The organism is Burkholderia cepacia (assembly GCF_029962485.1).
Classification (GTDB): domain Bacteria; phylum Pseudomonadota; class Gammaproteobacteria; order Burkholderiales; family Burkholderiaceae; genus Burkholderia.
The window spans coordinates 2,676,730-2,701,223 of record NZ_CP073638.1 but is presented as its reverse complement, the minus strand read 5'-3'; the positions used below and the strand labels follow the sequence as shown (position 1 = coordinate 2,701,223).

Here is a 24,494-nt window from a genome sequence, read left to right as displayed (position 1 = left end):
TTTCTGTAAGGGGTCAGCGCGCGACGAGCGACTGAAAGTGATCGAACATCCGCTCGGCGTCGGGCGTGCGTCCGGTGAAGATCTCGAACGCGTCGACGGCCTGGTAGACGGCCATCCCGCCGCCCGGCAGCGTGGCGCAGCCGGCCGCGCGCGCGGCGTGGATCAGTTCGGTTTCGAGCGGGAAATACACGATGTCGGCCACCCACATGCCCGCGTGGAGCAGCTCGGCCGGCAGCGGCAGACCCGGATGCTTGGCCATGCCGGTCGGCGTGGCGTGGATCAGGCCCGTCGCGGCGCGCATCGCGGCCGCGAGATCGCCGCCCGGCACGACCCGCGCGGCGGGGAAGCGCTGCTGCAGTTCGGCCGCGAGCGCGGCGGCACGCGCGCCGTCGACATCGAAAATCGTCAGTTCGGCCGCGCCCATCTGCAGCGCCGCGTGCGCCACGGCCGCACCGGCGCCGCCCGCGCCGAGCTGGACGATGCTGTCGAGCCTGGCGTCGGGCAACCCACGGCGAAACGATTTCGCAAAACCCGACCAGTCGGTGTTGTGCCCGATCCGCTTGCCGTCCTTGAACAGCACGGTGTTCACCGCGCCGAGCGCACGCGCGTCGTCCGACAGCGCGTCGAGGTGTTCGATCACGCGCTGCTTGCACGGGTGCGTGATGTTCAGCCCGTTGTAGCCCATCCGCTGGGCGGCATCGAGCAGTTGCGGCAGTGCGTCGACGGTCAGGCCGAGCGCGTCGAGATCGATGCGCCGGTACACGTAGCCGAACCCCTGGCGGAAACCTTCTTCCTCGTGCATCGCGGGCGACAGCGAACCGCCGATGCCCTGGCCGATCAGGCCGATCAGAAACGACGGGCGGCTCATCGTGCGGCTCCCTGCGCAAACAGCGTCGCCAGACGCTGCAGCGCGAACACGTAGCCTTCGGTGCCGCAGCCGCAGATCACGGCTTCGGCAACCGCCGACACATAGGAATGGTGGCGGAACGCCTCGCGGCGATGCACGTTCGAGATATGGACTTCGATCACGGGCTTCGCGATCGCGGAAAGCGCGTCGGCCAGCGCGACCGACGTATGCGTATAGGCAGCCGGGTTGATCACGATGCCGTCCGTATCGAGGCGCGCGGCATGCAGCCAGTCGATCAGCTGATGCTCGGCGTTCGACTGGCGGAACTCGATTTCCAGCCCGAGCGCTTCGGCCGCCGTACGGCAGCGCTGCTCGACGTCGGCGAGCGTTTCCGCGCCGTAGATATGGGGCTCGCGCGTCCCCAGGAGGTTCAGGTTCGGGCCGTTCAGCACCAGCACCTTGTGCTTGCTCATGGTGATTCTGCTCCTAAAACAGGGGCGGACCGTGACCGGCATCGCCCCGAAAACATCGGAATTTGGCGCTAGTGTGCGCCCGTGAAAGCGCGCTGTCTTTTCGGGTTTTCGCTAATTTGTACCACCTAGTTAGTTTGTACAATACACGCCACTACCCCAGTAAATTCGGGGTATGGCGTTCGCCCTGGACTCAACGACTGGTTCATTCAGGGCCGGTTCGGCCGACGCCATGCCCCGCTCACCCGCAGGAATCGCCATGCAGCGCTCGATCGCAACCGTGTCACTGTCCGGCACGCTCGCCGAGAAACTCGCCGCCATCCAGGCCGCGGGCTTCGACGGCGTCGAAATCTTCGAAAACGACCTCGTCTACTTCGACGGATCGCCGGCGGACGTCCGACGCATGGCCGCCGACCTCGGCCTCGACATCGTGCTGTTCCAGCCGTTTCGCGACTTCGAGGGCGTCAGCGCGGCCCAGCTCGCGCGCAACCTCGACCGGATCAAGCGCAAGTTCGACGTGATGCACGCGCTCGGCACCGACCGCATCCTCGTCTGCAGCAATGTGTCGGCCGACACGATCGCGGACGACGGGCTGCTCGTCGACCAGCTCGGCGCACTCGCCGAAGCGGCGCGGCAGGCCGGCGTGGTCGCCGCGTACGAAGCGCTCGCCTGGGGCCGCGTCGTGAAGCGGTACGGCCATGCGTGGAAACTCGTGAATGCCGTGAACAGTCCGCACCTCGGCCTTGCGCTCGACAGCTTCCATACGCTGTCGCTCGACGATTCGCCGGACGCGATCGCCGACATCCCCGGCGACCGGATCGCGTTCGTGCAGATCGCCGACGCGCCGAAGCTCGCGATGGACGTGCTCGAATGGAGCCGCCACTACCGCTCGTTTCCGGGCCAGGGCGATTTCGACCTCGCGCGCTTCACCGCGCGGGTGATCGAGTCGGGCTACACGGGGCCGCTGTCGCTGGAGATCTTCAACGACGGCTTCCGCGCCGCGCCGACCACGGCCACCGCCGCCGACGGCCATCGCTCGCTGCTCTATCTGGAAGAACTGACGCGCGAGCGGCTCGCGCAGGACGGCCGCGCGCCGGCCGCCGGCCAGCCGCTGTTCGCGCCGCCGGCGCCGCCCGCGCACGTCGGGTTCCAGTTCATCGAATTCGCGGTGGACGCGCAGGCGGCGGCAACCGTCGGCGAATGGCTCGGCCGGATGCGCTTCCGGCTCGCCGGCCGGCATCGCTCGAAGGACGTGACGCTGTTCCAGCACGGTGCCGCGTCGATCGTGCTGAACGCAGAGCGCGACTCGTTCGCCGACGCGTTCTTCCAGCAGCACGGGCTGTCGCTGTGTGCATCGGCATTCCGCGTCGACGACGCGGAAGTGGCGTTCGAGCGCGCGGCCGGCTTCGGTTATGCGCCGTTCTCCGGCCGCGTCGGGCCGAGCGAACGCGTGCTGCCGAGCGTAAAGGCGCCGGACGGCAGCCTCGAGTATTTCGTCGACGAAGCGCCGAACGCGCCGACGCTGTACGAATCGGACTTCGTGCTGACCGACATCGACGGCCCGAGCGAAGTCGGTCCGCTGACGGGCATCGACCATGTGTGCCTCGCGCTGCCGGCCGACGCGCTCGACACGTGGATCCTGTTCTTCAAGACGGCATTCGGCTTCGAGGCCGAGCGCAGCTGGCTCGTGCCCGACCCGTACGGGCTGATGCGCAGCCGCGCGGTGCGCAGCGCCGACGGCTCGGTGCGGATCGCGCTGAACGCGTCGGTCGACCGTCATACGGCCGTCGCCGAATCGCTCGACCGGTACCACGGCACGGGGCTGAACCACGTCGCGTTCCGCACGGACGACATCGTGAAGACGGTTGCCGCGTTCGCGGCCGACGGCGTACCGTTCCTGCGCATTCCGCCCAATTACTACGACGATCTTGCCGCGCGTTACGCGCTGCCGGACGAGCTGATCGACACGCTGAGTGCGCACCACCTGCTGTATGACCGCGACGAGCACGGCGGCGAATTCCTGCACGCGTACACGGAACTGGTCGACAACCGCTTCTCGCTCGAAATCGTCGAGCGGCGCGGCGGATACGACGGCTACGGCGCGACGAACGCGGCCGTGCGGCTCGCCGCGCAGGCACAGCGCAAGAAATAAGGGAAGGAAGCGAATCGGGCATCGCGGGCCGAACCGTGGACGGGATCCGCGGTTGATTCAAAGGGCCGCATCCCGCGCGCACCATCGTGGTGAATTGGACGGCCGCGGACCAGCCCGCGCGGCTGACCGCGATCGGGCCGGGAGCCGCGCCGCGCATGGCGTTACATCCCGTAACCCGTACCGCAGCGCAGCATCCTGCCGCCCGCCACGGTTTTAAGAATCGCTTAAGTCTTCGACGGCACCATCCGCAACCAGTACCCGATGGTTATCTCGAAAAGGAGGAAAGCGATGAGCGCCGTAGAAGCACCCGCGGGCCGCCCGGCCGCGCCCCCTGCAAAGAAGACGATGCTGCGCCGCCTGCTCAGTCATCATGAAATCGCGACGCTGCTCGTGCTGCTGCATGCACCGATCGGCGCAAACGCCAAACCCGAACTGCCTGCGCTGCAGGAAGCCGGTCTCGTCGAGATGGTCAAGCTCGACCCCGATACGGCCCCGAGCTTCCGGCTGACCGAAGACGGCACGGCCGTCCTGAAAGGGCTCGGCTACCGCTGAGCCGCCGTTTTCACGGCATCCCCGTTTCCTGCAGTACCCCGCAGTACCTCGCAGTACCCCGATCCCTGCGATGCGCCGGCCCGGCCGGCGAATCGCGTCACCCTGCCCGCTCCTGCAACATCAACCGGTATTCCGTCGGCGTCACGCCGACCGTTGCCTTGAACTGGCGCGTGAACGCGCTGTGATCCGTATAGCCGCATAGCGCCGCGACGTCAGTGACCTTGTCGTGCGTAACGAGCAGCGCGGTGGCCGCATCGAGCCGCGTCTTCAGCAGCACCTGGCGCGGCGTCAGGTGGAACACCTTGTGGAAGTAGCGTTCGAGCTGCGCGACCGACATCCCGGCCATCTGCGCGAGATGCTTGAGGTTCAGCGGCTGCACGTAGTGATCCTGGATGTGCTGGACCACGTCGGCGAGCCGGCTGTACGCCGGGTGCGATCCCTCGTGCGCCTTCAGGTCGCGCGAGATGCCCGCGAGGCCGACCACCCTGCCCGCGGCGTCGCGCAGCGGCTCCTTGCAGGTCAGGCACCAGCCCGGCTGGCGGCCGGGATACAGGTGCAGCTCGAGCTGATCCGTCAGTTGCTGGCCAGCGTTGATCGTCGCCATGTCCTGCTCGAAATAGCTGCGGCCGAAGCGGCGCGGAAATACTTCGTCGGCGGTCTTGCCGAGCAGGTCGCGCTTGTCCTTGTAGCCGCAGCGCATCGCCAGCGTGCGGTTGACGATCGCGTAGCGGCCGCTCGCATCCTTCACGAAGAACGCGACGTCCGGCAGCGCATCGAACACCGGTTCGAGCATGCGGAAGTGCGCGAGCATCGCGCCGAGATCGGCGTTGTCGGGCTGGTAGCGCAACGGTTCGGACAGGCTCATGGGCGGTACGGCAAGCAAGGTCGTCATCCCGGCAACCGCGAAGCGAGTGGCAGATGACGTCGATTATAGAAGCGCCCCTTCGATCGCGGCGCGCCGGATGCGGGACGGTCAGGCAGACGGACAGTCGCATCGCACATCATGATCGGCAAGCATCGGTTCGCGATACAGGTTGCGCGCGCAACCACTGCGACACGCGTGAGCGATCGGCCACGGTTACGCCTTCGCTTGCTGCCGGCGTGCCGCGCCGACGTTCAGGCAACACGCCGCCGAATCCGCCATCCTAAAAATGCGGACGCCTCGCGTCTTGGCGCGATTGCGCATTCGGCGTGACGATTTCGGCATATATCAGGGTTATCGACGATATGCCGATATCGTCGCCGGCTGCGCACCGAACGCGCAAGACGCCCGCATTTTCGCTACCTAGACTTTGCTTCACGGTCACGAGACGACATCCCGCCGCTGCAGCAATCGGCACGCACGGCCCGCCGCACCCGCCGTCGCGCACGCCGATTCCGGCACAGCACGGGCGGCACGCTGCGAACCTGCACCGCCATCGCATCGGTCTGCCGACCGATACGTCTCGCCCGGTTTACCGGCGCCGGCCCGCATGCCGGCGGCGGCCCAACCACGCCATCAAGGGGAAGTGAAAGTGAAGCTGAAGGTATCGCACGTCGCGCTGGCCGTTGCCGGCGCACTGTCGGGCGCGCACGCCATCGCCGCCGACGTCGTCAAGATCGGTTTCGCCGCACCGCTGACCGGCCCGCAGTCGAATTACGGCACGGACATGCAGAAGGGCGTGCAGCTCGCGATCGCCGATTTCAACGCGACGCATCCGACGATCGGCGGCAAGCCCGTCACGTTCCAGCTCGACTCGCAGGACGACCAGGCCGACCCGCGCACCGGCACGACCGTCGCGCAGCGGCTGATCGACGACAACGTCCGCGGGATCATCGGCCACTTCAACTCGGGCACCAGCATTCCGGCATCCGACCTGTACGATCGCGCCGGGCTGCCGCAGATCTCGATGGCGACGTCGCCGCAATACACGGCGCGCGGCTACAAGACGACCTACCGGCTGCTGACGAGCGACGCGCAGGCCGGCCGCATCGTCGGCACGTACGCGGTGAAGACGCTGCGTTTCAAGCGCATCGCGATCATCGACGACCGCACGGCCTACGGCCAGGGCATCGCCGACGAATTCGCGAAGGCCGTCGAGGCCGCGGGCGGCACGATCATCAAGCGCGACTTCACGAACGACAAGGCGCTCGATTTCTCCGCGATCCTGACCAACCTCAAGGGGATGAACCCGGACGCGATCTTCTACGGCGGCGGCGACGCGCAATCGTCGCCGATGATCCGCAAGATGCGCCAGCTCGGGATGAAGTCGGCATTCGTGACGGGCGAGATGTCGCGCTCGCCGACGTTCCTGAAGGTGGGCGGCGAAGCGGCCGAAGGCGCGATCGTCTACATGGGCGGGCTGCCAAAGGAAAAGATGCCGGGCTTCTCCGGCTACGCGGCACGCTACAAGGCGCGCTTCAACGAAGACGTGATCACCTACTCGCCGTACTCGTATGACGGCACGATCGCGCTGCTCACCGCGATGAAGGACGCGAACTCGACCGATCCGAAGGTGTACACGCCGTATCTCGGCAAGGTGTCGGTCAAGGGCGTGTCGGCCCCGAGCATCGCGTACGACCCGAAGGGCGACCTCAGGGATGCGCCGGTGACAATCTATAAGGTTGAACACGGCGCGTTCAAGCCGGTCGATACGATCGCCGGCAACTGAGCCGGCTGATCCGCAACCTCCCTCTCGCACGGCGCGCGGGCGGCTCACCGGCCGCCCCGCCGCACACGCTTCGGCTGCGTGGTTCGAAGCCCGCCTCGGCACGCACTCGCGCGCAGGCATTTCGCGCTCCTGTAGAATCCCCCAACCCGCTTTGACGCTTCGTCTCCGCCGCGCCCCATCCCGGTGCGGCGGCGCGTGTTTCGTGCCTCACCCGGCACGCGGCACGCTTCGACGATGCAAGCCGCGCCTTGTCAGTCCATGCCGATAGCGGGCCCTGGAGACGCAGCACCGACAACAACATTCGAAAACCGATCGTCCTGACCATGCAAGCTTCCGAATTGAGCGGCGTGCCTCGCGCCGCCGAACGCGCGCTCACGCGCAGCGACTACAAGACCCTTGGCCTTGCCGCACTCGGCGGCGCCCTCGAGTTCTACGACTTCATCATCTTCGTGTTCTTCGCGCCGGCGATTGGGCAACTGTTCTTCCCGCACGACATTCCCGACTGGCTGCGCCAGTTGCAGACGTTCGGCATCTTCGCGGCCGGCTATCTCGCGCGCCCGCTCGGCGGCGTGATCATGGCGCACTTCGGCGACCTGTTCGGCCGCAAGCGGATGTTCACGCTGAGCGTGCTGATGATGTCGGTGCCGACGCTGCTGATGGGCCTGCTGCCGACCTACGACTCGATCGGCATCCTCGCACCGGTGTTGCTGCTGCTGTTCCGCGTACTGCAGGGCGCGGCCGTCGGCGGCGAAGTGCCGGGCGCGTGGGTGTTCGTGTCCGAGCACGTGCCGTCGCGCCACATCGGCTATGCGTGCGGCACGCTGACGGCGGGCCTCACGGCCGGCATCCTGCTCGGCTCGCTCGTCGCCGCCGGCATCAACAGCCGCTACTCGGCCGCCGAAGTCGGCGCGTTCGCGTGGCGCATCCCGTTCCTGCTGGGCGGTGTGTTCGGGCTGTTCTCCGTGTACCTGCGCCGCTGGCTGCACGAAACGCCGGTGTTCGCCGAGATGAAGGCGAAGAAGGCGCTCGCGGCCGAGATTCCGCTGAAGGCCGTGCTGCGCGACCACGGCCGCGCGGTGATCGTGTCGATGCTGCTCACGTGGATGCTGTCGGCCGCGATCGTCGTCGTGATCCTGATGACGCCCGCGCTGCTGCAGAAGCAGTTCCACCTGACGCCCGCGACGACGCTGTTCGCGAACAGCGTCGCGACGCTGTGCCTGACGGTCGGCTGCATCACCGCGGGTTCGCTCGCGGGCTGGATCGGCGCGAAGCGCGTGCTCGCCATCGGCGGCCTCGGGCTCGCCGCGTGCTACTACCTGCTGTTCGTGCAGGTCGCGGCCGACGCATCGACGCTGCCGCTCTACTACGGGATCGCGGGCTTCATGGTCGGCACGATCGGCGCGGTGCCGTTCGTAATGGTCAAGAGCTTCCCGGCCGTCGTGCGCTTCTCGGGCATCTCGTTCTCGTACAACGTCGCCTACGCGATCTTCGGCGGTCTCACGCCGGTGATCGTGTCGCTGATGATGAAGTCGAATCCGCTCGCGCCGGTCGTGTACGTCGCGGCGATCTGCGTGCTCGGCGCGATCGCCGTGCAGTTCTCGAAGGATGCGAAGGACGTGAAGGACGCACACTAAGCGGAACGCCGGCGCCGGCGCCCGTTCCATGAACAAAGGGCCGAATCCCGCGGGATTCTGCCCTTTTCTTTTTGCTTCAGCGTAACGGTGCGCGTGCGATCAGCGCAGGCCGCCGTACGACGAACTCGGCCGGCGCAGGCCATCGATACTCGCGCCGCCGGCGCCGGTCACGTACAGCAGCAGGAACCCGCCGGCGATCGCGATGTTCTTCCAGAAATGGATCACCATGTCGTGCTGGACCGCAGCGTCGGTCGCGTCCCAGAAATTGTGTCCAACCATGGCGGTCGCGACCGTGTAGAACGCCATCAGCAGCGCCAGCGGCTTCACCTTGTAGCCGACGATCAGCAGCAGCCCGCCGAGCGCCTCGATCGTGACGACGATCGGCCCGATCACCTGCGGATACGGCACGTTCAGCCCGTGCAGGTAGCCAACGAAATCGCTGTAGCCGAGCAGCTTCATCACGCCGCCCCACAGGAACAACGCCGCCAGCGCCAGGCGCGCGAAAAAAATGACGCCGGAATCGACGGAACGCGTCATGCCTCTCTCCTCGTATGCAATTCGGCCGGCCGCACGGGGCGCGCCCATCCGGCTCGGCGCCGCACGGCCCTGCGGGGCCCGCGGCAAATGGGCCAGCATAGAGGGTCTTTCGGCCGTGTCCAAGAAAAAGGTTGTAGCAAATCTTTACACGGCGGCGGCGGCACGGCCCGCCGGCAGCGGCACGAAAAAGCGGCAAAAGCCGCGTTTAGCCCGCGTCGCTCAACAACACGCCTTTCTTGAAGATGAAGCAGCCGTAGCCGCGCAGCTCGCCGGTGACGATCACCGCGTAGGCCTGCTGCGCGCGCTCGTAGAACGCGAATCGGTCGATGCCCGCGAGCGGCACCGCACGCCCTTCCGCGCGATCGATCTCGGCCTGCACCTCGCGCTGCACGGGCGGCACCACGGCCGCGTCGCCGACGACTTCCATCCGCCATGCCGGCGTGTCGACGAACGTATCGAGCGGCAGCACGGACAGCACCGCGCGCGCGACGCGCGCCGAATCGGCGCCGTCGATCCGCAGCGCGCGGCCGACCACCGTGTGCTCCGCGACGGATTCCGCCGGGAAATTCGCGTCGCAGATCGCAATGTCGTCGCCGTGGCCCATCGCGCGCAGCGTGTGCAGGATGTCGGCGTGCAGCAGCGGGTCGAGATTCTTCAGCATGTCGGCTAGTCTCCGGGGTCAGGAACAAACCGCATAACGTTACCCGATCCCGGCGGCAGTTGTGCATGCACCGCTCGCGTCACGACGCCGCGGCCGGCATTTCGTCGATGAAACCCGTGACCGTCGCGAGGCGGCCCGATGCGTCGACGGTGCCGAAGTCCGAACCCTTCACGATCGCCGCGCCGTCGGGCGACACGAGCGCCCACGAGAACCGCAGGTGCTGGCCGAATGCGTCGACGTCGGTCGTACGGTGAAAACGGTATGCAGGGAAGCGTTCCTGCACGGCCGCGATCATCGTGTCGATGCCCGCGTGGCCATCGCCGGCCATCAGCGGATCGCGATACGCCGCGTCGCTCGCGTAGGTCGCATCGATCAGCGCGCGGCGGCGCGCGACGTCGGATTCGTTCCATGCGTCGAAGTAGCGGTCGATCAGGTCGGCGTGAACGGACGAAGCGGACTGGGCGGTGTTCATGGCGAGGCTCCTTGTGTCGATGAGAGGACGAGATCGCGAACGTTGCGTGTTTCGTATTCGCGTGCAGTCATCGTCGCCGGTCTCGCGTGGGCGGTCGATTACGTACGAGGTAAGGAAATCGCACCGGCCTGCGCCGCCGCAATGAAAACGGGCGCCCGAAGGCGCCCGCATCGTCTTGCCAGCCACGCCCGCGCGGGTCAGGTCACCGGCGCCGGATTGAACAGCGTCAGCGCGTTCGCGAGCTTCCATTGTTCGGCCCACGTGCGGCGCTTGCCGCTCGCGACGTCGAGCATCAGCCGGAACAGTTCCCAGCCCGTGTCCTCGATCGTCGCCGCGCCGGTCGCGATCTGCCCCGCGTCGAGATCCATCAGGTCGTGCCAGCGGCGCGCGAGATCGCTGCGCGTCGCGACCTTGATCACCGGCACCTGCGCGAGGCCGTACGGCGTACCGCGGCCGGTCGTGAAGATGTGCAGGTTCATCCCGGCCGCGAGCTGCAGCGTGCCGCAGATGAAATCGCTCGCGGGCGTCGCCGCGTACAGCAGCCCCTTCTGCCGCGCACGATCGCCGGGACGCACGACGCCGGCGATCGGCGCGCTGCCCGACTTCACGATCGACCCCATCGCCTTCTCGACGATGTTCGACAGGCCGCCCTTCTTGTTGCCGGGCGTCGTGTTCGCGCTGCGGTCGACGCGGCCGCGCTCCAGGTAGCGGTCGTACCAGTCCATCTCGCGGATGATCTCGCGTGCAACGTCCTCGTTCGCCGCACGCGACGTGAGCTGCGCGACGCCGTCGCGCACTTCGGTCACTTCCGAGAACATGATCGTCGCGCCTGCCCGCACCAGCAGGTCGGCCGCGAAGCCGACGGCCGGATTGGCAGTCAGCCCCGAGAACGCGTCGCTGCCGCCGCACTGCACGCCGACGACGAGATCCGACGCCGGGCACGTCTCGCGGCGGCGGCGGTTCAGCCGCTCGAGATGCGATTCGGCCATCTTCATGATCGAGTCGATCATCGAGTTGAAACCGACGTGCGCGGCGTCCTGCAGGCATACGACGCCGCCGTTGCCGGCCGCGCCGTCGGCGGTCACCGGAATCGCGCCCGGCGGCAGCAGGCGCTCGGGCTGCAGCTTCTCGCAGCCGAGGCTCACGGTCATCACTTCGCCGCCAAAGTTCGGATTCAGGCTGATGTTGCGCAGCGTGCGGATCGGGATGTCGGCATCGGGCGCGTCGATCGCGACGCCGCAGCCATACGTGTGCTCGAGTCCGACCACGTCGTCGACGTTCGGGTAGCGCGGCAGCAGTTCGTCCTTGATCCGCTTCACCGCATGCTCGACGACGCCCGACACGCACTGCACGGTCGTCGTGATCGCGAGGATGTTGCGCGTGCCGACCGAGCCGTCGGCATTGCGGAAGCCTTCGAACGTATAGCCTTCGAGCGGCTCGAGCGGTGGCGCGGCGCGCGTCGCGAGCGGCAGGTCGTCGAGCCCCGGCGGCTCCGGCATGCGCATCGTGCGCTCGTTGACCCAGCTGCCGCGCCGCAGGTCGGTCAGCGCGTAGCCGATCACCACGTTGTAGCGGACGACCGGGTCGCCGGCCGCGAGATCGACGAGCGCGACCTTGTGCCCCTGCGGCACGCCTTCGCACAGCGTCAGCCCGTCGGCGAACGTCGCACCTTCGGGCAGGCCGCCGTCGTTGACGACGATCGCGACGTTGTCGTCCGGGTGCACGCGGATGTAGAGAGGGGAAGCAGTCATTGCAATTCCTGGGGGCTATCGGCCATATCGTTAGTCATCATACGACATTCAACCTCAACCGGCGATGCTGCGTAAACCCTTATCCGGAAAGACCCTACCCTTGAACGACCAGCAAACCGCTTGCGCCACCCCTTCCCTCGTTGTACGATGACATACAACGACATCGCCAATTCGGCTCGTATGCCGTTCCCGACGAACCCAGCACTCGCGCTAGACGGACGACCCCAACCATGACTTCACCGCAAGAACTCAAACAGATCATCTCCCACGGCCTGCTGTCGTTTCCGCTGACGGATTTCGACGCCGACGGCAGCTTCCGCCCGAGCACCTACGCCGAGCGCCTGGAATGGCTCGCGCCGTACGGCGCGAGCGCGCTGTTCGCGGCGGGCGGCACTGGCGAATTCTTCTCGCTCACGCAGCGCGAGTATTCGGACGTGATCCGCGTCGCGACGGAAACCTGCAAGGGCAAGGTGCCGATCCTAGCAGGCGCGGGCGGCGCGACGCGCGTCGCAATCGAGTATGCGCAGGAAGCCGAGCGCCTCGGCGCGAGCGGCGTGCTGCTGATGCCGCACTACCTGACCGAAGCGAGCCAGGAAGGGATCGCCGATCACGTCGAGCAGGTATGCCGCGCGCTGAAGATCGGCGTCGTGGTGTACAACCGCGCGAATTCGAAGCTGAACGCCGACATGCTCGAGCGCCTCGCCGACCGTTGCCCGAACCTGATCGGCTTCAAGGACGGTGTCGGCGAAATCGAGAGCATGGTCACGATCCGCCGCCGCCTCGGCGACCGCTTCGCGTACCTCGGCGGCCTGCCGACGGCGGAAGTCTATGCGGCCGCGTACAAGGCGCTCGGCGTGCCGGTGTACTCGTCGGCCGTGTTCAACTTCATCCCGAAGACGGCGATGGACTTCTACGAAGCGATCGCGAAGGACGACCACGCGACGGTCGGCCGCCTGATCGACGACTTCTTCCTGCCGTACCTGAAGATCCGCAACCGCCGCGCGGGTTATGCGGTCAGCATCGTGAAGGCGGGCGCGAAGCTCGTCGGCCACGACGCGGGCCCGGTGCGTGCGCCGCTCATCGACCTCACCGAAGCCGAAGCGGCCGAGCTCGACGTGCTGATCAAGAAGATGGGCCCGCAGTAAGCGGGTATCGCCGGCGGCGCGCGCTTTCATCGGCGCCGCCGCCGGCAGTCCTGCATCGCGGCCGGTACGCGCCGGCCGCGATCGTTTTCGCCTTCCCTTGCCTTTCCTTTGCGCCATGACGCACGCATCCGCCGCGATGCATGCCGTCGCCGTCACATCTGCGCGATGATCCCGACGATCCGGTAGCGCACGTTCCCCAGCTTCACGCGCGTCGCCTCGATCTGGCCCTGCGCACCCGTGCGGGCACGCGCATTCGATTCGCCGTCGAGGATCTGCCCGAGCACGTCGCGGTCGACGACCGCATCGAAGAACCGGCCGACCGTGATCGTCGCCGACTGCTTCGCGGTCGCGAGCTGGCTGTTCGCCTGCATCAGCGCTTCGGTGCGCAGATTCGGGTCGCGTTCGTCGATGCCGCGCCGGTACTGGAGCGCGAACACCAGCGCCTCCATGTCCTGCCGGAAACGGCGGACGGCCTGCCCGAACACGAGCGAATGTGCGTCGGCGCCGGTGACGAGCCGCCCCTGGTTGATCGTCACGTCGAATTCGCTGCCGCCAAGGTCGCGCTGGAATTCCTGCAGCGCGTTCGCGAGCACGCGTCCTTCGCTGTACTGGCCGACCTGGGTGCGCACGGATTTCGCGACGTCGCCGATCGCTTTCCACAATCCGGCCGCGAACAGGTGATCGCCACGCTTGTTGATGTTCATTGGAGGGGCTCCTCGTTGTCTTTTGTCGGTCTCTCAGGCTCGCCTGCGGGCCGGGCGGCCCGAGGCATCGCTACTGTAGGAGAAATTCGGGAGACGGGGAAGGCGCCATTTGCGACCGTTTTGCACTCGGTACCGCCACGCCGCCCCCCGATCCGACACCACGCCTGCTCGCCATCTTATTGGCGCACCGCATCACAATCGACATCAATCGGTGACATAATTGATGCCTCGATCTTTTCGGAGCCGATCATGCGCACCACCTTATCGCTGGACGACGCCCTGCTTGCGAAAGCGCAGCAATTGACCGGCGTCACCGAAAAATCGGCGCTGGTCAGAGAAGCGCTGCGCGCGCTGATTGCCCGTGAAAGCGCACGACGGCTGGCTCGCCTCGGCGGCACCGAACCCGATCTCGAATCCGTTCCGCGCCGCCCATCGGAGCCAGCATGATTCTTGTCGACACTTCGGTCTGGATCGATCACCTGAGAGCTGGCGATGCAACGCTCACCACGCTGCTGGAAGCCGAACGGGTATTGATCCATCCGTTCGTCGTCGGCGAACTTGCGCTCGGCAGCTTGCGTGATCGCGAAACCGTGCTGGATGCGCTACGCGACCTCCCCGCCGCCGCGGCAGCAACCGATGACGAAGTTCAACGCATGATCGACGTCGCACCGCTTTACGGGCTCGGCATCGGTTACGTCGATGCCCACCTGCTCGCGTCGGTTCGACTGACCAGCGGCAGCAAGCTGTGGACACGCGACCGCCGTCTGCTGGCTGCGGCCGAACGCCTGCAACTCGCCGCCCACCCCGCTCACTGACCGAACCAACCCCGCAGCACCGAAACCCGTCATGCAAAAAAGGCGGAAGCGGCCCACCGGCCACTTCCGCCTTTTGGTGTCTGCGTGCTGGCACCGCCCCCGACGCACCGGCCGCCGGAAATCGCGCGCTCAGTCGTCCCCGTCCGTCACTCCGCCTTCCCGTCCCGCAGCCTCGGAATCGCGAGCGGATTGCCTTCCTGCAACCCTTGCGGCAGCAGGTCGTCAGGGAAGTCCTGATAGCACACGGGCCGCAGGAAACGCTCGATCGCCGTCGCGCCGACCGACGTGACGGCCGGGTTCGACGTCGCGGGGAACGGCCCGCCGTGCACCATCGCATCGCACACCTCGACGCCAGTCGGGTAGCCGTTGACGAGCAGGCGCCCGGCCTTGCGTTCGAGGATCGGCAGCAGCCGGCGCGCGTGCGGCTTGTCGTCGGCGTCCATCTGGAGCGTTGCCGTCAGCTGGCCTTCGAGCGCTTCCAGCACGCGCGCGACTTCGTCGAGATCGCGGCAGCGCACGATCAGCGACGCCGGCCCGAACATCTCGTGGCTGAACGCCGGCTCGGCCAGGAAAGCTTGCGCGCCGACTTCGTACAGCGCGCCGCCCGCCTGGCATTCGGTCCGCGCCGGCTCGCCCGTGCCGATTTCGCGCACGCCCGGCAGTTCGGCCAGCTTGCCGCGGCCATTGCGGTACGCATCGGCAATGCCGCGCGTGAGCATCACGCCGGCCGGCTTCTTCGCGAGCGCCTGCGCGGCGACGGTTTCGAAGCGGTCGAGATCGGGGCCGTCGATCGCCAGCACCAGGCCCGGATTCGTACAGAACTGGCCGACGCCGAGCGTCAGCGAATCGACGAAGCCCGTCGCGATCGCGTCGCCACGCGCGGCGAGCGCGGCCGGGAACAGCACGACCGGATTGATGCTGCTCATTTCCGCGTAGACGGGAATCGGCTGCGGGCGCGCGTTCGCGAGCTGCACGAGCGCCATGCCGCCTTGCCGCGAACCGGTAAAGCCGACGGCCTGGACCGCCGGATGGCTGACGAGCGCCGCGCCGATCACGCGGCCGGGGCCGACCAGCAGCGAGAACACGCCGGCCGGCATGCCGGTTTTCGCGACGGCGGCGCGGATCGCGCGGCCGACCAGCTCGGACGTGCCGAGGTGCGCCTCGTGCGCCTTCACGATCACCGGGCAGCCGGCCGCGAGCGCCGACGCCGTATCGCCGCCGGCCACCGAGAACGCCAACGGGAAGTTGCTCGCGCCGAACACGACGACGGGCCCGAGCGCGACTTTCTGCAGACGGAGGTCCGAACGCGGCAGCGGCGTGCGCGCGGGCTGGGCGGGATCGATCGACGCGGCGAGGAAGCGCCCGTCGCGCACGACGCGCGCGAACAGCCGGAGCTGGCCGACGGTGCGGCCGCGCTCGCCCTGCAGCCGCGCGACGGGCAGGCCCGTTTCGGCGTGTGCGCGCTCGATCAGCGCGTCGCCGAGTGCGACGATTTCATCGGCGATCGCGTCGAGAAACGCCGCGCGGGCCGCGAGCGGCTGCGCGCGGTACGCATCGAACGCGTCGCGCGCGAGTTCGCACGCGCGGTCGACGTCGGCCTGCGTCGCGACACCGAACACCGGCGCGTCGATCGGCGCGCCCTTCGTCGGGTCGAACGCGCGCAAGGTTCCGGCCGAGCCGGCCACCGCGTCGGCGCCGATCAGCATCTCTCCTGTCAGTTGCATGGGGTGTGCTCCGTGGTTCGGGAATGGATTGCTCATTGTAGCCCAACAGATACGATGTCTGCCGACATCATTTCATGTTTTGGACCGCCGGCCGGGCAACTGCCGACAGGCCAAAGATCCTTATTCCGCCAGTCTAACCGCGAAATTCTGACCGTCTCGCGTCATCCTCCAGAGGGAAAACCCGAGGTTTCTGCGTGCGGATATTACTCATAAACTTCGGCCCATGTCATACGACGACGTACATTAAAGTGCCTAATCAGACCACCCCTCGCGATCTTCCGCTCGATCTCGCGCGCACCGCGCGCCGGACCGTCGTGCGCTACTGGATCCTGGCGATGCTGTTCGTCGTCACGACGCTCAACTATGCGGACCGCGCGACGCTGTCGATCACCGGCACGCCGATCCGCAAGGCGTTCGGCATCGATCCGGTGACGATGGGCTACATCTTCTCGGCGTTCAGCTGGGCGTACGTGCTCGCGCAACTGCCGAGCGGCTGGCTGCTCGACCGCTTCGGCGCACGGCGCGTGTATGCGGCGAGCATCTTCCTGTGGTCGGCATTCACGCTGCTGCAGAGCACGATCGGCCTCGGCGGCAGCGCCGCGTTCGCGGTCGCCGCGCTGTTCGCGATGCGCTTCGCGGTCGGCATCGCCGAGGCGCCCGCGTTCCCCGCCAATGCGAAAGTCGTCGCGAGCTGGTTCCCGACGGCCGAGCGCGGCACCGCGTCGGCGATCTTCAACGCCGCGCAGTACTTCGCAGCCGTCGTGTTCTCGCCGCTGATGGCGTGGCTCACGCATGCGTACGGCTGGCACCAGGTGTACCTGTGGCTCGGCCTGGCCGGCATCGCGCTCGCGTTCCTGTGGCTGCGCGTCATGAAGGATCCGGCCGACCATCCGGCCGTGAACCGCGCGGAACTCGACCATATCGAACAGGGCGGCGGCCTCGTGCGCACGACCGTGCGCGGCACCGACGGCCTGCGCTCGGAAAGCAGCCGCGTCGCCGGCTGGTACTACGTGCGCCAGCTGCTGTCGAACCGGATGCTGATCGGCGTGTACCTCGGCCAGTACTGCGTGAACGTGCTCACCTACTTCTTCCTCACGTGGTTTCCGATCTACCTCGTGCAGGCGCGCGGGATGTCGCTGCTGAAGGCCGGTTTCATGACGTCGTTGCCCGCGATCTGCGGGTTCCTCGGCGGCGTGCTCGGCGGGATGCTGTCGGACGCGCTGATCCGGCGCGGCGTGTCGCTGACGCTCGCGCGCAAGATTCCGATCGTCGGCGGGATGGCGCTGTCGATGGTCATCATCGGCTGCAACTACGTCGACAGCGAAGCGCTCGTGATCGTGCTGATGGCCGTGTCGTTCTTCGGCAAGGGCATCGGCTCGCTCGGCTGGGCCGTTGTCGCGGATACCGCGCCGAAGGAAGCGATCGGCCTGTCGGGCAGCCTGTTCAACATGTTCGGCAACACGGCCGGCATCGTCGCGCCGATCGCGATCGGCTACCTCGTCGGCGCGAGCGGCTCGTTCAACGGCGCACTCGTGTTCGTCGGGCTGAACGCGCTCGTCACCGTGTTCAGCTATCTCGTGATCGTGAAGGACATCAAGCGCGTCGAATTGCGCCATCGCGACGCCTGAGGTTCGACGAAAAGGAAGGAAAAGAAAAACGACGGCGGCCGCGAAAACGGCCGCCGTCTTTTGCATCAGGACGTGGAATGCGCAACCTGCAGCATGTCGTGCACGCCGGACGTCATCAGCGCGAGGAACGCGAGCAGGCCGACGTAGCAGAGCGCGTAAGTCGTCTTCGTCTCGATCGACGTCGCGTAATACACGCGGTTTTCGGGCGCATCGGGATCGTAGCGCCACGCGCGCCGCAGCTGCGGCAGCGCGAGGATCGCCATCACAATCAGCAACGGGCTCGGGCGATACACGAACAGCGCGATCAGCACGGGCACGCCCGCGAACCAGATTCGCGGCGACAGCACCGCGGTGATCCGCCCGCCATCGAACGGCGACAGCGGAATCATGTTGAACAGGTTCAGGAAGAAGCCCGTGTACGACAGCGCGAGCAGCAGGTTGCTGTCGTAGTGGCGCGCGGCCGCATAGCAGGCCAGCGCGCCGAGCGTGCCGACGAACGGCCCGGCGAGACCGACATACGCCTCGGTTTCCGCGTCGTGCGGCATCTCCTTCAGCTGGATCCATGCGCCGACGAACGGGATGAAGGTCGGCAGCCCGACGTCGAGCCCGCGCCGCTGCGCGGCGAGGTAGTGACCCGCTTCGTGCACCAGCAGCAGCGCGACGAACCCGGCCGCGAACCGCCAGCCGTAGAACACCGCGTAAACCGCGATCGACGCGAGCATGGTGCCCGCCGACACGAGCACCTTGCCGAGCTTGAGGCCGCCGAAGATCAGCAGCAACAGCTTCGTCATTCCTTGCGCTCCGCGTCGGATGCGTCGGCGACGACCGGCACCGCAGCCGCCTTCGGCTTGCGCCCGAAGAAGCGCTTCAGCGCCGCACCGCCGGCCAGCAGCGCGACCGCGCCGATCTTGAAGAACTTCACCGCGAACGCGCCGATCAGCGCGAGCAGGCCGAGCTTCTTCGCGCCGACGCCGACGATCAGCGCCGCGAGGCCGTACTCGGCGACGTGGTCGGTCGACTTGTTGAAATCGGCATAGCGCTTGCCGTCGTTGAAACTGATGTTCGACAGCAGGTCGTCGGCCGATGCCTTGTATTTCGGCAGGTCGGCGAGCGTCGACGCCATCGTCAGCGACAGGTAGCCGTCGCGGCCCAGCACGAGCGTCCGGTAGTTCACGCCGTCATTCTCGGCGTTCGGCGCCGCGCCCTTGTCGCGGATGATCGCGGACCATACGAGCCGGTGCGTGGCCGCGTCGTACGCGGGCGCCTTCGCCCAGCCGACCACCTCGGTTTCCGGCAGGCCGCGCTCCTTGCGCCCGGGGTTGTCTTCCTCGGTGCCGGACTGCAGGCTCTTCAGCAGTTCGTCGGGCTTCCAGTCCTTCGCGTCGTCGTCGCGGATATAGCCGCTCGGCTCGAACGACACGACGGAAATCCAGTCGGCGTCGGGATCGTCGGGCAGCACGAGGCCGACCAGCTTCGATTCGTCGATCGAGTTGCCCATCGAGCGCAGGTAGCGGCCGGCTTCGGCAGCCGGCACGAACGACTCGCCGGCCTTCAGCTTCAGCACGGCTTCGTGTTTCACGTCGATCTCGGTCGGCCCTTTCACGACCGCTTCGTTGGCAGCCGCGGCAGCGGCCCTCATTTCCACCTGCGCAGCTTCGGTCTGCGCGTGACCGCTGGTCGCGGCGAGTGCGAGCGTCGCCACGCAGGCGAGCCGGACGGCAAGTTTTTTCATTGTTGGATTCCCCTGGAATGCCTTGTCGCAAATATGCACGGCGTCGGCCCATGCGCTTTCAATCGCGGGTCCGGCGTCGTCTCTCAGTTGGCACGGGGGCTATGGTAACGCAGCGCCGCGACAAGCCCGGGGAACGGCGCGATGCTTACCTGGCAGGTAATGCCCAAGCTGCGCGGGATTGCCTATCATCAGCGTCATGAACTCGACTGCCGCCCTCCATTCGCCCTCCCCGTCCGCCAGCCGCGCATCCGGCATCGGCCCGCTGCTGCGCACGTGGCGCCAGCGCCGACGCCTGAGCCAGATGGCGCTCGCACTCGACGCGGAAGTCTCCGCGCGCCACCTGAGTTTCGTCGAATCGGGCCGCGCGCAGCCCAGCCGCGAGATGGTGCTGCATCTTGCGGAGCGCCTCGACGTGCCGCTGCGCGAACGCAACGCGCTGCTCGTCGCGGCCGGCTTCGCGCCGCTGTTTCGCGAACGGCCGTTTTCGGATCCTCAGCTCGATGCCGCGCGCCATGCCGTGGAAGCCGTGCTGCGCGGCCACGAGCCGTACCCGGCGCTCGCGGTCGATCGCCACTGGACGCTGCTCGCCGCGAACCGGATGCTCGGCGCGCTGGTCGCACAGGCCGATCCGGCGCTGCTGCAACCGCCCGTCAACGTGCTGCGGCTAAGCCTGCATCCGGATGGAATCGCGTCGCGGATCGTCAACTGGCATGAGTGGCGCGCACACATCCTGCACCGGCTGCAGCGGCAGATCGATGCAAGCGGCGACCGCACGCTGCATGCGCTGCGCGACGAACTGGCCGCATATCCGGCGCCGGCCGGGCAACCCGAAGACCCGCCGGCGCGCGCCGACTTCGCGGATATCGCCGTGCCGCTGCGGCTGCGCACGGCGGCCGGCGAGCTGACGTTCTTCAGCACGACGACGGTGTTCGGCACGCCGGTCGACGTGACGCTGTCGGAACTCGCGATCGAGGCATTCTTTCCGGCGAATCCGGAGACGGTCGATGCGATGCGCGCACTGGCGGACGCATTGCCGGCGCAGTAACGCGTGCGGTCGGCGCCATCGCACCGGCGGCACGCGTAGAGGTGACGTCGATCAGCGGCGCTCGAGCGCCAGCTTCACGCCAAGCCCCAGCAGGACCACGCCGCTGACGCGATGCATGCGCGTCAGGATGCGCGGGTTGCGGCGGATCGACGCCGACAGCAGGCCGGCGAACAACGCGACGGGCCCCTTGACGAGAAACGTCAGGCCGGCAAACGTCGCGCCGAGCACGAACAGCGACAGCATCGGATGCGCGGCGCCCGCCGGCACGAATTGCGGCAGAAACGCCAGATAGAACAGCGCGACCTTCGGATTCGACACGTTGGACAGTGCGCCTTGCGCAAACGTGCGAAGCCGCGACGGCTGCGCGCCGTCGCTGCCGCTCGCGAGCGTCAGCTCACCCGACGAGCGCAGCAACGTGATGCCGAGGTACAACAAGTACAGCGCCCCGATCACCTTCAGCGCCGTAAACAGCCATTCGGATGCCTGAAGAAGTGCGCCCAGCCCGAGCGTCGCGAGCATCGTATGCACGAGCAGCCCGACGCTGACGCCCGCGGCCGTCACGAGGCCCGCGCGCGTGCCGCCGGACAGCGTGCGCGACATCACGAGCACCATGTCCTGGCCCGGCGTGACGATGATCAGAAGCGACGTTGCGATGAACGGTAGCCAGGATAGATGCGACATGGGATAGCTCCTGAACGGGATGGCCGACGGGCGGGAATCGCCCGGCCGGTCGTCAGATTATCGGCGTCCTTCAGTGGAGATTGGATGCGTATTTGGCTATTTCAGACAGTCGACTTGGAGCTATTCTCTAGTCTTCACGATTTCGGTAGTCAAAAATGTCAACCAAACTGGACGCGATCGACCGGCGGATTCTGCGTGCGTTACAACGAAATTCGAATCAGACGAATGCCGAACTCGCGCAACAGGCCGGACTGTCGGCCACGCCCTGCCTGCGCCGCGTGCATCTGCTCGAGGAACAGGGCGTGATCGACGCGTATGTCGCGCTGCTGAATCCCGCCGCCGTCGACCTGCGATTCACCGCGTTCGTGCGCGTCACGCTGGAGCGCCAGGACAAGACGACGGTCGAACGCTTCGCGCGCGAGATGGAGCAGGCGCCCGAAGTGCTCGAATGTCATCTGATGGCCGGCAGCTACGACTATCTGCTGCGCGTGATCGCGCGGGATCTCGACGATTACCAACGCTTCCAGATGGAGACACTCACGCAGATCGAAGGCGTCCGCAACGTCGAGACCGAGATTCCGCTGAAGCGCATCAAGCAGACAGTTCGCCTGCCGATTTAGGCGTCGAGGAACGTCACGGCCAGTTGCTCGTCGGGCGCAATGCGCGGCAGCAACAGGGTGCAGATGACGCACGCCCCGCTCTCATCAGACGATTGGCGATTGACACTACAATGAGCGCCATTCGCGTCGAATCTTGCGATGTCGTTTGCCAAGGGACCGGTCGGTCCGCGGCAACCTTCAGTTGACGATGCCGGCACACCCCGGATTGCCGGGGCAATTCCAATCATGATTCCGCCCAGGCTCTCGCCGTTCCAATGATTCCCGCTCCGATTTTCTCCGGCGCCTTCTTCATCGTCCTCGGTATTTCGTTTCTGGCGACTGTATCGGTGCTGGTCTGGGCCGTCGCGCTGGCCGTGTTTCCACGCGCACGACGAGCGTTTCGCGCGCATTGGATCCGCTGGTCCGTTTTGCTCGGCGTGCTGTGCTGGGCGGGCAGCCTCTTTGTTGCGCTGGCCATTGGCTGTCTGCAGATCGAGCTGGAATCCAGAAAGGCGGAGACCGCGAAGCATCCGGTACTCGAAAAGCCCGTGCACCTGCTGGGTATCGACATGCCACCCGCTACCAAACTGTCGCTCTATACCGCGGGCAACATGGCGTCGCTTACGGCAGCCGAATTTCCGCACACAGTCAGCGTCTACGGAATACCTGCCGTGGCGCTGACGGTCGGGGCGGAATTTGACGATGAGGCGCCGTGGAACAACCAGCGCCCCACCATGCTCACGGCGTTGGCGCTTGCCATCTCCGGCCCCCGGTCACTCGACGGCTGGACGTGCGATACCGGCGGCGAGCCGATGAGGATCGTCCTGCGCAATGATGCGCGGATCAAAACGCTCTGGCGGTGCCGTCTGGCCGAAGGCAATCGGGCAGGCGACTCGGTCATCCCGGCCGGGTCGACCTTGATGAGGAGCACGACCACTTACGGCGACGGCCTGCACGACAACGACTATTGGCGCGTCGACGTTTCGGAAGGCTCCATGTTCGAGTTGGACAGACTGTCTTTGCGGCACCCGTCACTGAATCTCGACCGGCAACATCGCGTGCTCTCCTTCGACTCCACCACCCTGGCGCGCGCGGCGAGCGTCGGCAACATCACCTACCCCGCCGGAACCGAGGTCTCGTCCGCCCGGCGCGGACTCCGTGAAAAGTACCCCGGCGCGTGGGTCTTCACGCCTGCACCGGGCCAGGCGGCCGTCAGCAAGACCGACGGCGCGATCGCCGACGACACATCGGTCGTGCAGGCACCTTCCGGTACCGTCTACGTACGCCTCCGGAATCGGGCGCAGTGAACGAGCGGCGCTACGTCGTCACCTCCAGAAACGTCACGGCCTCCCCGGCCGGCTGCCCGTTCAGCGCACCGTCGCGCACGACGACCTGCCCGCGCACGACCGTATGCACGGGCCACCCCGTGACCGCGCATCCGTCGTAAGGCGTCCAGCCGCTCACGCTGGCGATCCACTCGTCGCGAATGACCCGCTGCGCACGCAGGTCGACGATGCTGAAATCGGCGTCGTACCCGGCCGCGATGCGCCCCTTCCCTTCGATGCCGAAAATGCGCGCCGGACCGGCGCAGGTGAGGTCGACCAGCCGTTCGAGGCTCAGGCGGCCCGCATGCACATGATCGAGCATCAGCGGCAACAGCGTCTGCACGCCGGTCATCCCGCTCGGCGACTGCGGATACGGGCGGCGCTTTTCGTCGCGCGTATGCGGCGCATGATCGCTGCCGATCACATCGACCACGCCGTCGCGGACAGCCTGCCACAGCGCCTCCCGATGATGCCGGTCGCGCACGGGCGGATTCATCTGCGCGAACGTGCCGAGCCGCTCGTAGCAATCGGGCGCATGCAGGCTCAGGTGATGCGGCGTGACCTCGACCGTCACGCGCCGCCGGTGCTGTTGAAGAAATGCCATTTCGTCCGCCGTGGAGACATGCAGCACGTGCAATCGACGGCCTGTCTCGGCAGCCAGCCCGACGATGCGCCGTGTCGCGGCCAGCGCGCTTTCCTCGTCGCGCCAGCGCGGATGGTCGCGCACGTCGCCGCTCGCTTCCACGATCGCCTTGCGTTCGCGCAGCCGCGCCTCGTCCTCCGCGTGCACGGCCATGCGTCGCCGCCCGCTGCGCAGGATCCGGCGCAACACGGTTTCGTCGTCGGCCAGCAGATCGCCGAACGAACTCCCCATGAAGACCTTCACGCCCGCGCAGCCGGGCAGGCACTCGAGCGCCGGCAGCCGTTCGGCGTTCACGGCCGAGCCGCCGATATAGAACGCGTAGTCGCACCACGCGCGGCCACGCGCGAGATCGAGCTTCGCCTGCAGATCCTGCCCGCTCAGCGTCAGCGGATGCGTGTTGGGCATCTCGAAGATCGTCGTGACACCGCCGAGCACCGCGCCGCGTGTGCCGGCCTCGATGGTCTCCTTGTGTGTCAGCCCCGGTTCGCGGAAATGCACCTGGCTGTCGATCACGCCCGGCAGCACATGCAATCCACGCGCATCGAGCACGACGTCGGCGCTCCAGGTACCGTGCAACGCGCCCAGCGCGACCACGCGGCCCGCCGCGCACGCGACGTCGATCCGTTCTGCGCCGTTGGGCGTCATCACCGTGCCGCCCTGCACGAGCAGGTCGACGTGGCGTCGCTTCGGCGCATCGGTTGCTTCACGCCCGATCCACTCGCCCAT

24 protein-coding genes are annotated in these 24,494 nt (G+C 67.0%); 11 read left to right on the top strand and 13 right to left on the bottom strand.

The window, feature by feature from the left end; translation table 11 throughout:
• Positions 1 to 13 precede the first annotated feature (13 nt).
• Both KEC55_RS28645 and aroQ read right to left on the bottom strand, forming a co-directional pair.
• Positions 14 to 868 carry a shikimate dehydrogenase gene (locus KEC55_RS28645; protein WP_282508476.1) on the bottom strand — a complete coding sequence of 285 codons (855 nt, stop codon included), beginning with the start codon at positions 866 to 868 and terminating at the stop codon, positions 14 to 16.
• Complete coding sequence (aroQ, locus tag KEC55_RS28640; protein ID WP_176047522.1) at positions 865 to 1,320, bottom strand: type II 3-dehydroquinate dehydratase; 456 nt, start codon at positions 1,318 to 1,320, stop codon at positions 865 to 867. The genes KEC55_RS28645 and aroQ overlap by 4 nt, the downstream gene beginning before the upstream one ends.
• A 256-nt stretch (positions 1,321 to 1,576) precedes the next feature.
• Between aroQ and KEC55_RS28635 the strand changes: the two genes are divergently transcribed.
• Together KEC55_RS28635 and KEC55_RS28630 are read left to right on the top strand one after the other, a co-directional pair.
• Entirely contained in the window at positions 1,577 to 3,469 is a 1,893-nt protein-coding gene (locus KEC55_RS28635; RefSeq protein ID WP_282508475.1) for a bifunctional sugar phosphate isomerase/epimerase/4-hydroxyphenylpyruvate dioxygenase family protein, read from the top strand.
• Between the two features lie 288 nt (positions 3,470 to 3,757).
• Complete coding sequence (locus tag KEC55_RS28630; protein WP_006489463.1) at positions 3,758 to 4,021, top strand: hypothetical protein; 264 nt, start codon at positions 3,758 to 3,760, stop codon at positions 4,019 to 4,021.
• A gap of 97 nt (positions 4,022 to 4,118) precedes the next feature.
• On the opposite strand, the gene KEC55_RS28625 is transcribed toward KEC55_RS28630, so the two are convergent.
• Positions 4,119 to 4,913 (bottom strand): AraC family transcriptional regulator, encoded by a 795-nt coding sequence (locus tag KEC55_RS28625; protein WP_282508474.1) that lies wholly within the window; start codon positions 4,911 to 4,913, stop codon positions 4,119 to 4,121.
• Positions 4,914 to 5,493: 580 nt separating this feature from the next.
• Here KEC55_RS28625 and KEC55_RS28620 point away from each other — a divergent pair.
• Both KEC55_RS28620 and KEC55_RS28615 read left to right on the top strand, forming a co-directional pair.
• The gene (locus KEC55_RS28620; RefSeq protein WP_415877970.1) at positions 5,494 to 6,672 is read left to right on the top strand and encodes a branched-chain amino acid ABC transporter substrate-binding protein; all 1,179 of its coding nucleotides are present in this window, start codon (positions 5,494 to 5,496) and stop codon (positions 6,670 to 6,672) included.
• 323 nt (positions 6,673 to 6,995) lie between these two features.
• On the top strand, positions 6,996 to 8,306 hold the full coding sequence (locus KEC55_RS28615) for an MFS transporter (protein ID WP_282508472.1): 1,311 nt from the start codon (positions 6,996 to 6,998) through the stop codon (positions 8,304 to 8,306).
• 99 nt (positions 8,307 to 8,405) lie between these two features.
• Here the strand turns inward: KEC55_RS28615 and KEC55_RS28610 are convergent, their stop codons facing one another.
• The 4 genes from KEC55_RS28610 to garD form a co-directional block, all read right to left on the bottom strand.
• The gene (locus tag KEC55_RS28610; protein ID WP_282508471.1) at positions 8,406 to 8,843 is read right to left on the bottom strand and encodes a DoxX family protein; all 438 of its coding nucleotides are present in this window, start codon (positions 8,841 to 8,843) and stop codon (positions 8,406 to 8,408) included.
• Between the two features lie 205 nt (positions 8,844 to 9,048).
• Entirely contained in the window at positions 9,049 to 9,504 is a 456-nt protein-coding gene (locus KEC55_RS28605; RefSeq protein ID WP_282508470.1) for an RbsD/FucU family protein, read from the bottom strand.
• Between the two features lie 79 nt (positions 9,505 to 9,583).
• Entirely contained in the window at positions 9,584 to 9,976 is a 393-nt protein-coding gene (locus KEC55_RS28600; protein ID WP_282508469.1) for a nuclear transport factor 2 family protein, read from the bottom strand.
• Positions 9,977 to 10,173: 197 nt separating this feature from the next.
• Positions 10,174 to 11,727 (bottom strand): galactarate dehydratase, encoded by a 1,554-nt coding sequence (gene garD, locus KEC55_RS28595; RefSeq protein WP_282508468.1) that lies wholly within the window; start codon positions 11,725 to 11,727, stop codon positions 10,174 to 10,176.
• Positions 11,728 to 11,957: 230 nt separating this feature from the next.
• Here garD and kdgD point away from each other — a divergent pair, with 230 nt between their 5' ends.
• Positions 11,958 to 12,872 carry a 5-dehydro-4-deoxyglucarate dehydratase gene (kdgD, locus tag KEC55_RS28590; RefSeq protein ID WP_282508467.1) on the top strand — a complete coding sequence of 305 codons (915 nt, stop codon included), beginning with the start codon at positions 11,958 to 11,960 and terminating at the stop codon, positions 12,870 to 12,872.
• Positions 12,873 to 13,024: 152 nt separating this feature from the next.
• On the opposite strand, the gene KEC55_RS28585 is transcribed toward kdgD, so the two are convergent.
• Positions 13,025 to 13,576, bottom strand: a complete 552-nt coding sequence (locus KEC55_RS28585; protein ID WP_282508466.1) for a hypothetical protein — start codon at positions 13,574 to 13,576, stop codon at positions 13,025 to 13,027.
• A gap of 249 nt (positions 13,577 to 13,825) precedes the next feature.
• Between KEC55_RS28585 and KEC55_RS28580 the strand changes: the two genes are divergently transcribed.
• Both KEC55_RS28580 and KEC55_RS28575 read left to right on the top strand, forming a co-directional pair.
• A complete protein-coding gene (locus tag KEC55_RS28580; RefSeq protein WP_006752328.1) occupies positions 13,826 to 14,023 on the top strand; it encodes a type II toxin-antitoxin system VapB family antitoxin in 198 nt (65 codons plus the stop codon).
• Complete coding sequence (locus tag KEC55_RS28575; protein ID WP_060343311.1) at positions 14,020 to 14,391, top strand: type II toxin-antitoxin system VapC family toxin; 372 nt, start codon at positions 14,020 to 14,022, stop codon at positions 14,389 to 14,391. Before KEC55_RS28580 ends, KEC55_RS28575 begins: the two co-directional genes overlap by 4 nt.
• A 146-nt stretch (positions 14,392 to 14,537) precedes the next feature.
• Here KEC55_RS28575 and KEC55_RS28570 read toward each other — a convergent pair whose 3' ends face one another.
• Complete coding sequence (locus tag KEC55_RS28570; RefSeq protein ID WP_282508465.1) at positions 14,538 to 16,115, bottom strand: aldehyde dehydrogenase (NADP(+)); 1,578 nt, start codon at positions 16,113 to 16,115, stop codon at positions 14,538 to 14,540.
• A gap of 248 nt (positions 16,116 to 16,363) precedes the next feature.
• Here KEC55_RS28570 and KEC55_RS28565 point away from each other — a divergent pair, with 248 nt between their 5' ends.
• On the top strand, positions 16,364 to 17,743 hold the full coding sequence (locus KEC55_RS28565) for an MFS transporter (protein ID WP_282508464.1): 1,380 nt from the start codon (positions 16,364 to 16,366) through the stop codon (positions 17,741 to 17,743).
• Positions 17,744 to 17,808: 65 nt separating this feature from the next.
• Here the strand turns inward: KEC55_RS28565 and KEC55_RS28560 are convergent, their stop codons facing one another.
• Both KEC55_RS28560 and KEC55_RS28555 read right to left on the bottom strand, forming a co-directional pair.
• On the bottom strand, positions 17,809 to 18,534 hold the full coding sequence (locus KEC55_RS28560) for a site-2 protease family protein (RefSeq protein WP_282508463.1): 726 nt from the start codon (positions 18,532 to 18,534) through the stop codon (positions 17,809 to 17,811).
• Complete coding sequence (locus KEC55_RS28555) at positions 18,531 to 19,475, bottom strand: DUF2167 domain-containing protein (protein WP_282508462.1); 945 nt, start codon at positions 19,473 to 19,475, stop codon at positions 18,531 to 18,533. Before KEC55_RS28555 ends, KEC55_RS28560 begins: the two co-directional genes overlap by 4 nt.
• 196 nt (positions 19,476 to 19,671) lie before the next feature.
• Between KEC55_RS28555 and KEC55_RS28550 the strand changes: the two genes are divergently transcribed.
• Positions 19,672 to 20,520, top strand: coding sequence for a helix-turn-helix domain-containing protein (locus tag KEC55_RS28550; RefSeq protein WP_282508461.1), 849 nt, complete (start codon positions 19,672 to 19,674; stop codon positions 20,518 to 20,520).
• Between the two features lie 51 nt (positions 20,521 to 20,571).
• On the opposite strand, the gene KEC55_RS28545 is transcribed toward KEC55_RS28550, so the two are convergent.
• Entirely contained in the window at positions 20,572 to 21,201 is a 630-nt protein-coding gene (locus KEC55_RS28545; protein WP_282508460.1) for a LysE family translocator, read from the bottom strand.
• A 155-nt stretch (positions 21,202 to 21,356) separates the two neighbouring features.
• Between KEC55_RS28545 and KEC55_RS28540 the strand changes: the two genes are divergently transcribed.
• Positions 21,357 to 21,821, top strand: coding sequence for an Lrp/AsnC family transcriptional regulator (locus tag KEC55_RS28540; RefSeq protein WP_282508459.1), 465 nt, complete (start codon positions 21,357 to 21,359; stop codon positions 21,819 to 21,821).
• A 254-nt stretch (positions 21,822 to 22,075) separates the two neighbouring features.
• Entirely contained in the window at positions 22,076 to 23,107 is a 1,032-nt protein-coding gene (locus KEC55_RS28535) for a hypothetical protein (protein WP_282508458.1), read from the top strand.
• A 10-nt stretch (positions 23,108 to 23,117) separates the two neighbouring features.
• Here the strand turns inward: KEC55_RS28535 and KEC55_RS28530 are convergent, their stop codons facing one another.
• Positions 23,118 to 24,494, bottom strand: coding sequence for a dihydroorotase (locus tag KEC55_RS28530; protein WP_282508457.1), 1,377 nt, complete (start codon positions 24,492 to 24,494; stop codon positions 23,118 to 23,120).

Coding starts and splice junctions, on each gene's coding strand:
- KEC55_RS28645 (WP_282508476.1), bottom strand. CDS start 868: ATGAGCCGCCCGTCGTTTCTGATCGGCCTGATCGGCCAGGGCATCGGC.
- aroQ (WP_176047522.1), bottom strand. CDS start 1,320: ATGAGCAAGCACAAGGTGCTGGTGCTGAACGGCCCGAACCTGAACCTC.
- KEC55_RS28635 (WP_282508475.1), top strand. CDS start 1,577: ATGCAGCGCTCGATCGCAACCGTGTCACTGTCCGGCACGCTCGCCGAG.
- KEC55_RS28630 (WP_006489463.1), top strand. CDS start 3,758: ATGAGCGCCGTAGAAGCACCCGCGGGCCGCCCGGCCGCGCCCCCTGCA.
- KEC55_RS28625 (WP_282508474.1), bottom strand. CDS start 4,913: ATGACGACCTTGCTTGCCGTACCGCCCATGAGCCTGTCCGAACCGTTG.
- KEC55_RS28620 (WP_415877970.1), top strand. CDS start 5,494: ATGCCGGCGGCGGCCCAACCACGCCATCAAGGGGAAGTGAAAGTGAAG.
- KEC55_RS28615 (WP_282508472.1), top strand. CDS start 6,996: ATGCAAGCTTCCGAATTGAGCGGCGTGCCTCGCGCCGCCGAACGCGCG.
- KEC55_RS28610 (WP_282508471.1), bottom strand. CDS start 8,843: ATGACGCGTTCCGTCGATTCCGGCGTCATTTTTTTCGCGCGCCTGGCG.
- KEC55_RS28605 (WP_282508470.1), bottom strand. CDS start 9,504: ATGCTGAAGAATCTCGACCCGCTGCTGCACGCCGACATCCTGCACACG.
- KEC55_RS28600 (WP_282508469.1), bottom strand. CDS start 9,976: ATGAACACCGCCCAGTCCGCTTCGTCCGTTCACGCCGACCTGATCGAC.
- garD (WP_282508468.1), bottom strand. CDS start 11,727: ATGACTGCTTCCCCTCTCTACATCCGCGTGCACCCGGACGACAACGTC.
- kdgD (WP_282508467.1), top strand. CDS start 11,958: ATGACTTCACCGCAAGAACTCAAACAGATCATCTCCCACGGCCTGCTG.
- KEC55_RS28585 (WP_282508466.1), bottom strand. CDS start 13,576: ATGAACATCAACAAGCGTGGCGATCACCTGTTCGCGGCCGGATTGTGG.
- KEC55_RS28580 (WP_006752328.1), top strand. CDS start 13,826: ATGCGCACCACCTTATCGCTGGACGACGCCCTGCTTGCGAAAGCGCAG.
- KEC55_RS28575 (WP_060343311.1), top strand. CDS start 14,020: ATGATTCTTGTCGACACTTCGGTCTGGATCGATCACCTGAGAGCTGGC.
- KEC55_RS28570 (WP_282508465.1), bottom strand. CDS start 16,115: ATGCAACTGACAGGAGAGATGCTGATCGGCGCCGACGCGGTGGCCGGC.
- KEC55_RS28560 (WP_282508463.1), bottom strand. CDS start 18,534: ATGACGAAGCTGTTGCTGCTGATCTTCGGCGGCCTCAAGCTCGGCAAG.
- KEC55_RS28555 (WP_282508462.1), bottom strand. CDS start 19,475: ATGAAAAAACTTGCCGTCCGGCTCGCCTGCGTGGCGACGCTCGCACTC.
- KEC55_RS28550 (WP_282508461.1), top strand. CDS start 19,672: ATGAACTCGACTGCCGCCCTCCATTCGCCCTCCCCGTCCGCCAGCCGC.
- KEC55_RS28545 (WP_282508460.1), bottom strand. CDS start 21,201: ATGTCGCATCTATCCTGGCTACCGTTCATCGCAACGTCGCTTCTGATC.
- KEC55_RS28540 (WP_282508459.1), top strand. CDS start 21,357: ATGTCAACCAAACTGGACGCGATCGACCGGCGGATTCTGCGTGCGTTA.
- KEC55_RS28535 (WP_282508458.1), top strand. CDS start 22,076: ATGATTCCCGCTCCGATTTTCTCCGGCGCCTTCTTCATCGTCCTCGGT.
- KEC55_RS28530 (WP_282508457.1), bottom strand. CDS start 24,494: ATGGGCGAGTGGATCGGGCGTGAAGCAACCGATGCGCCGAAGCGACGC.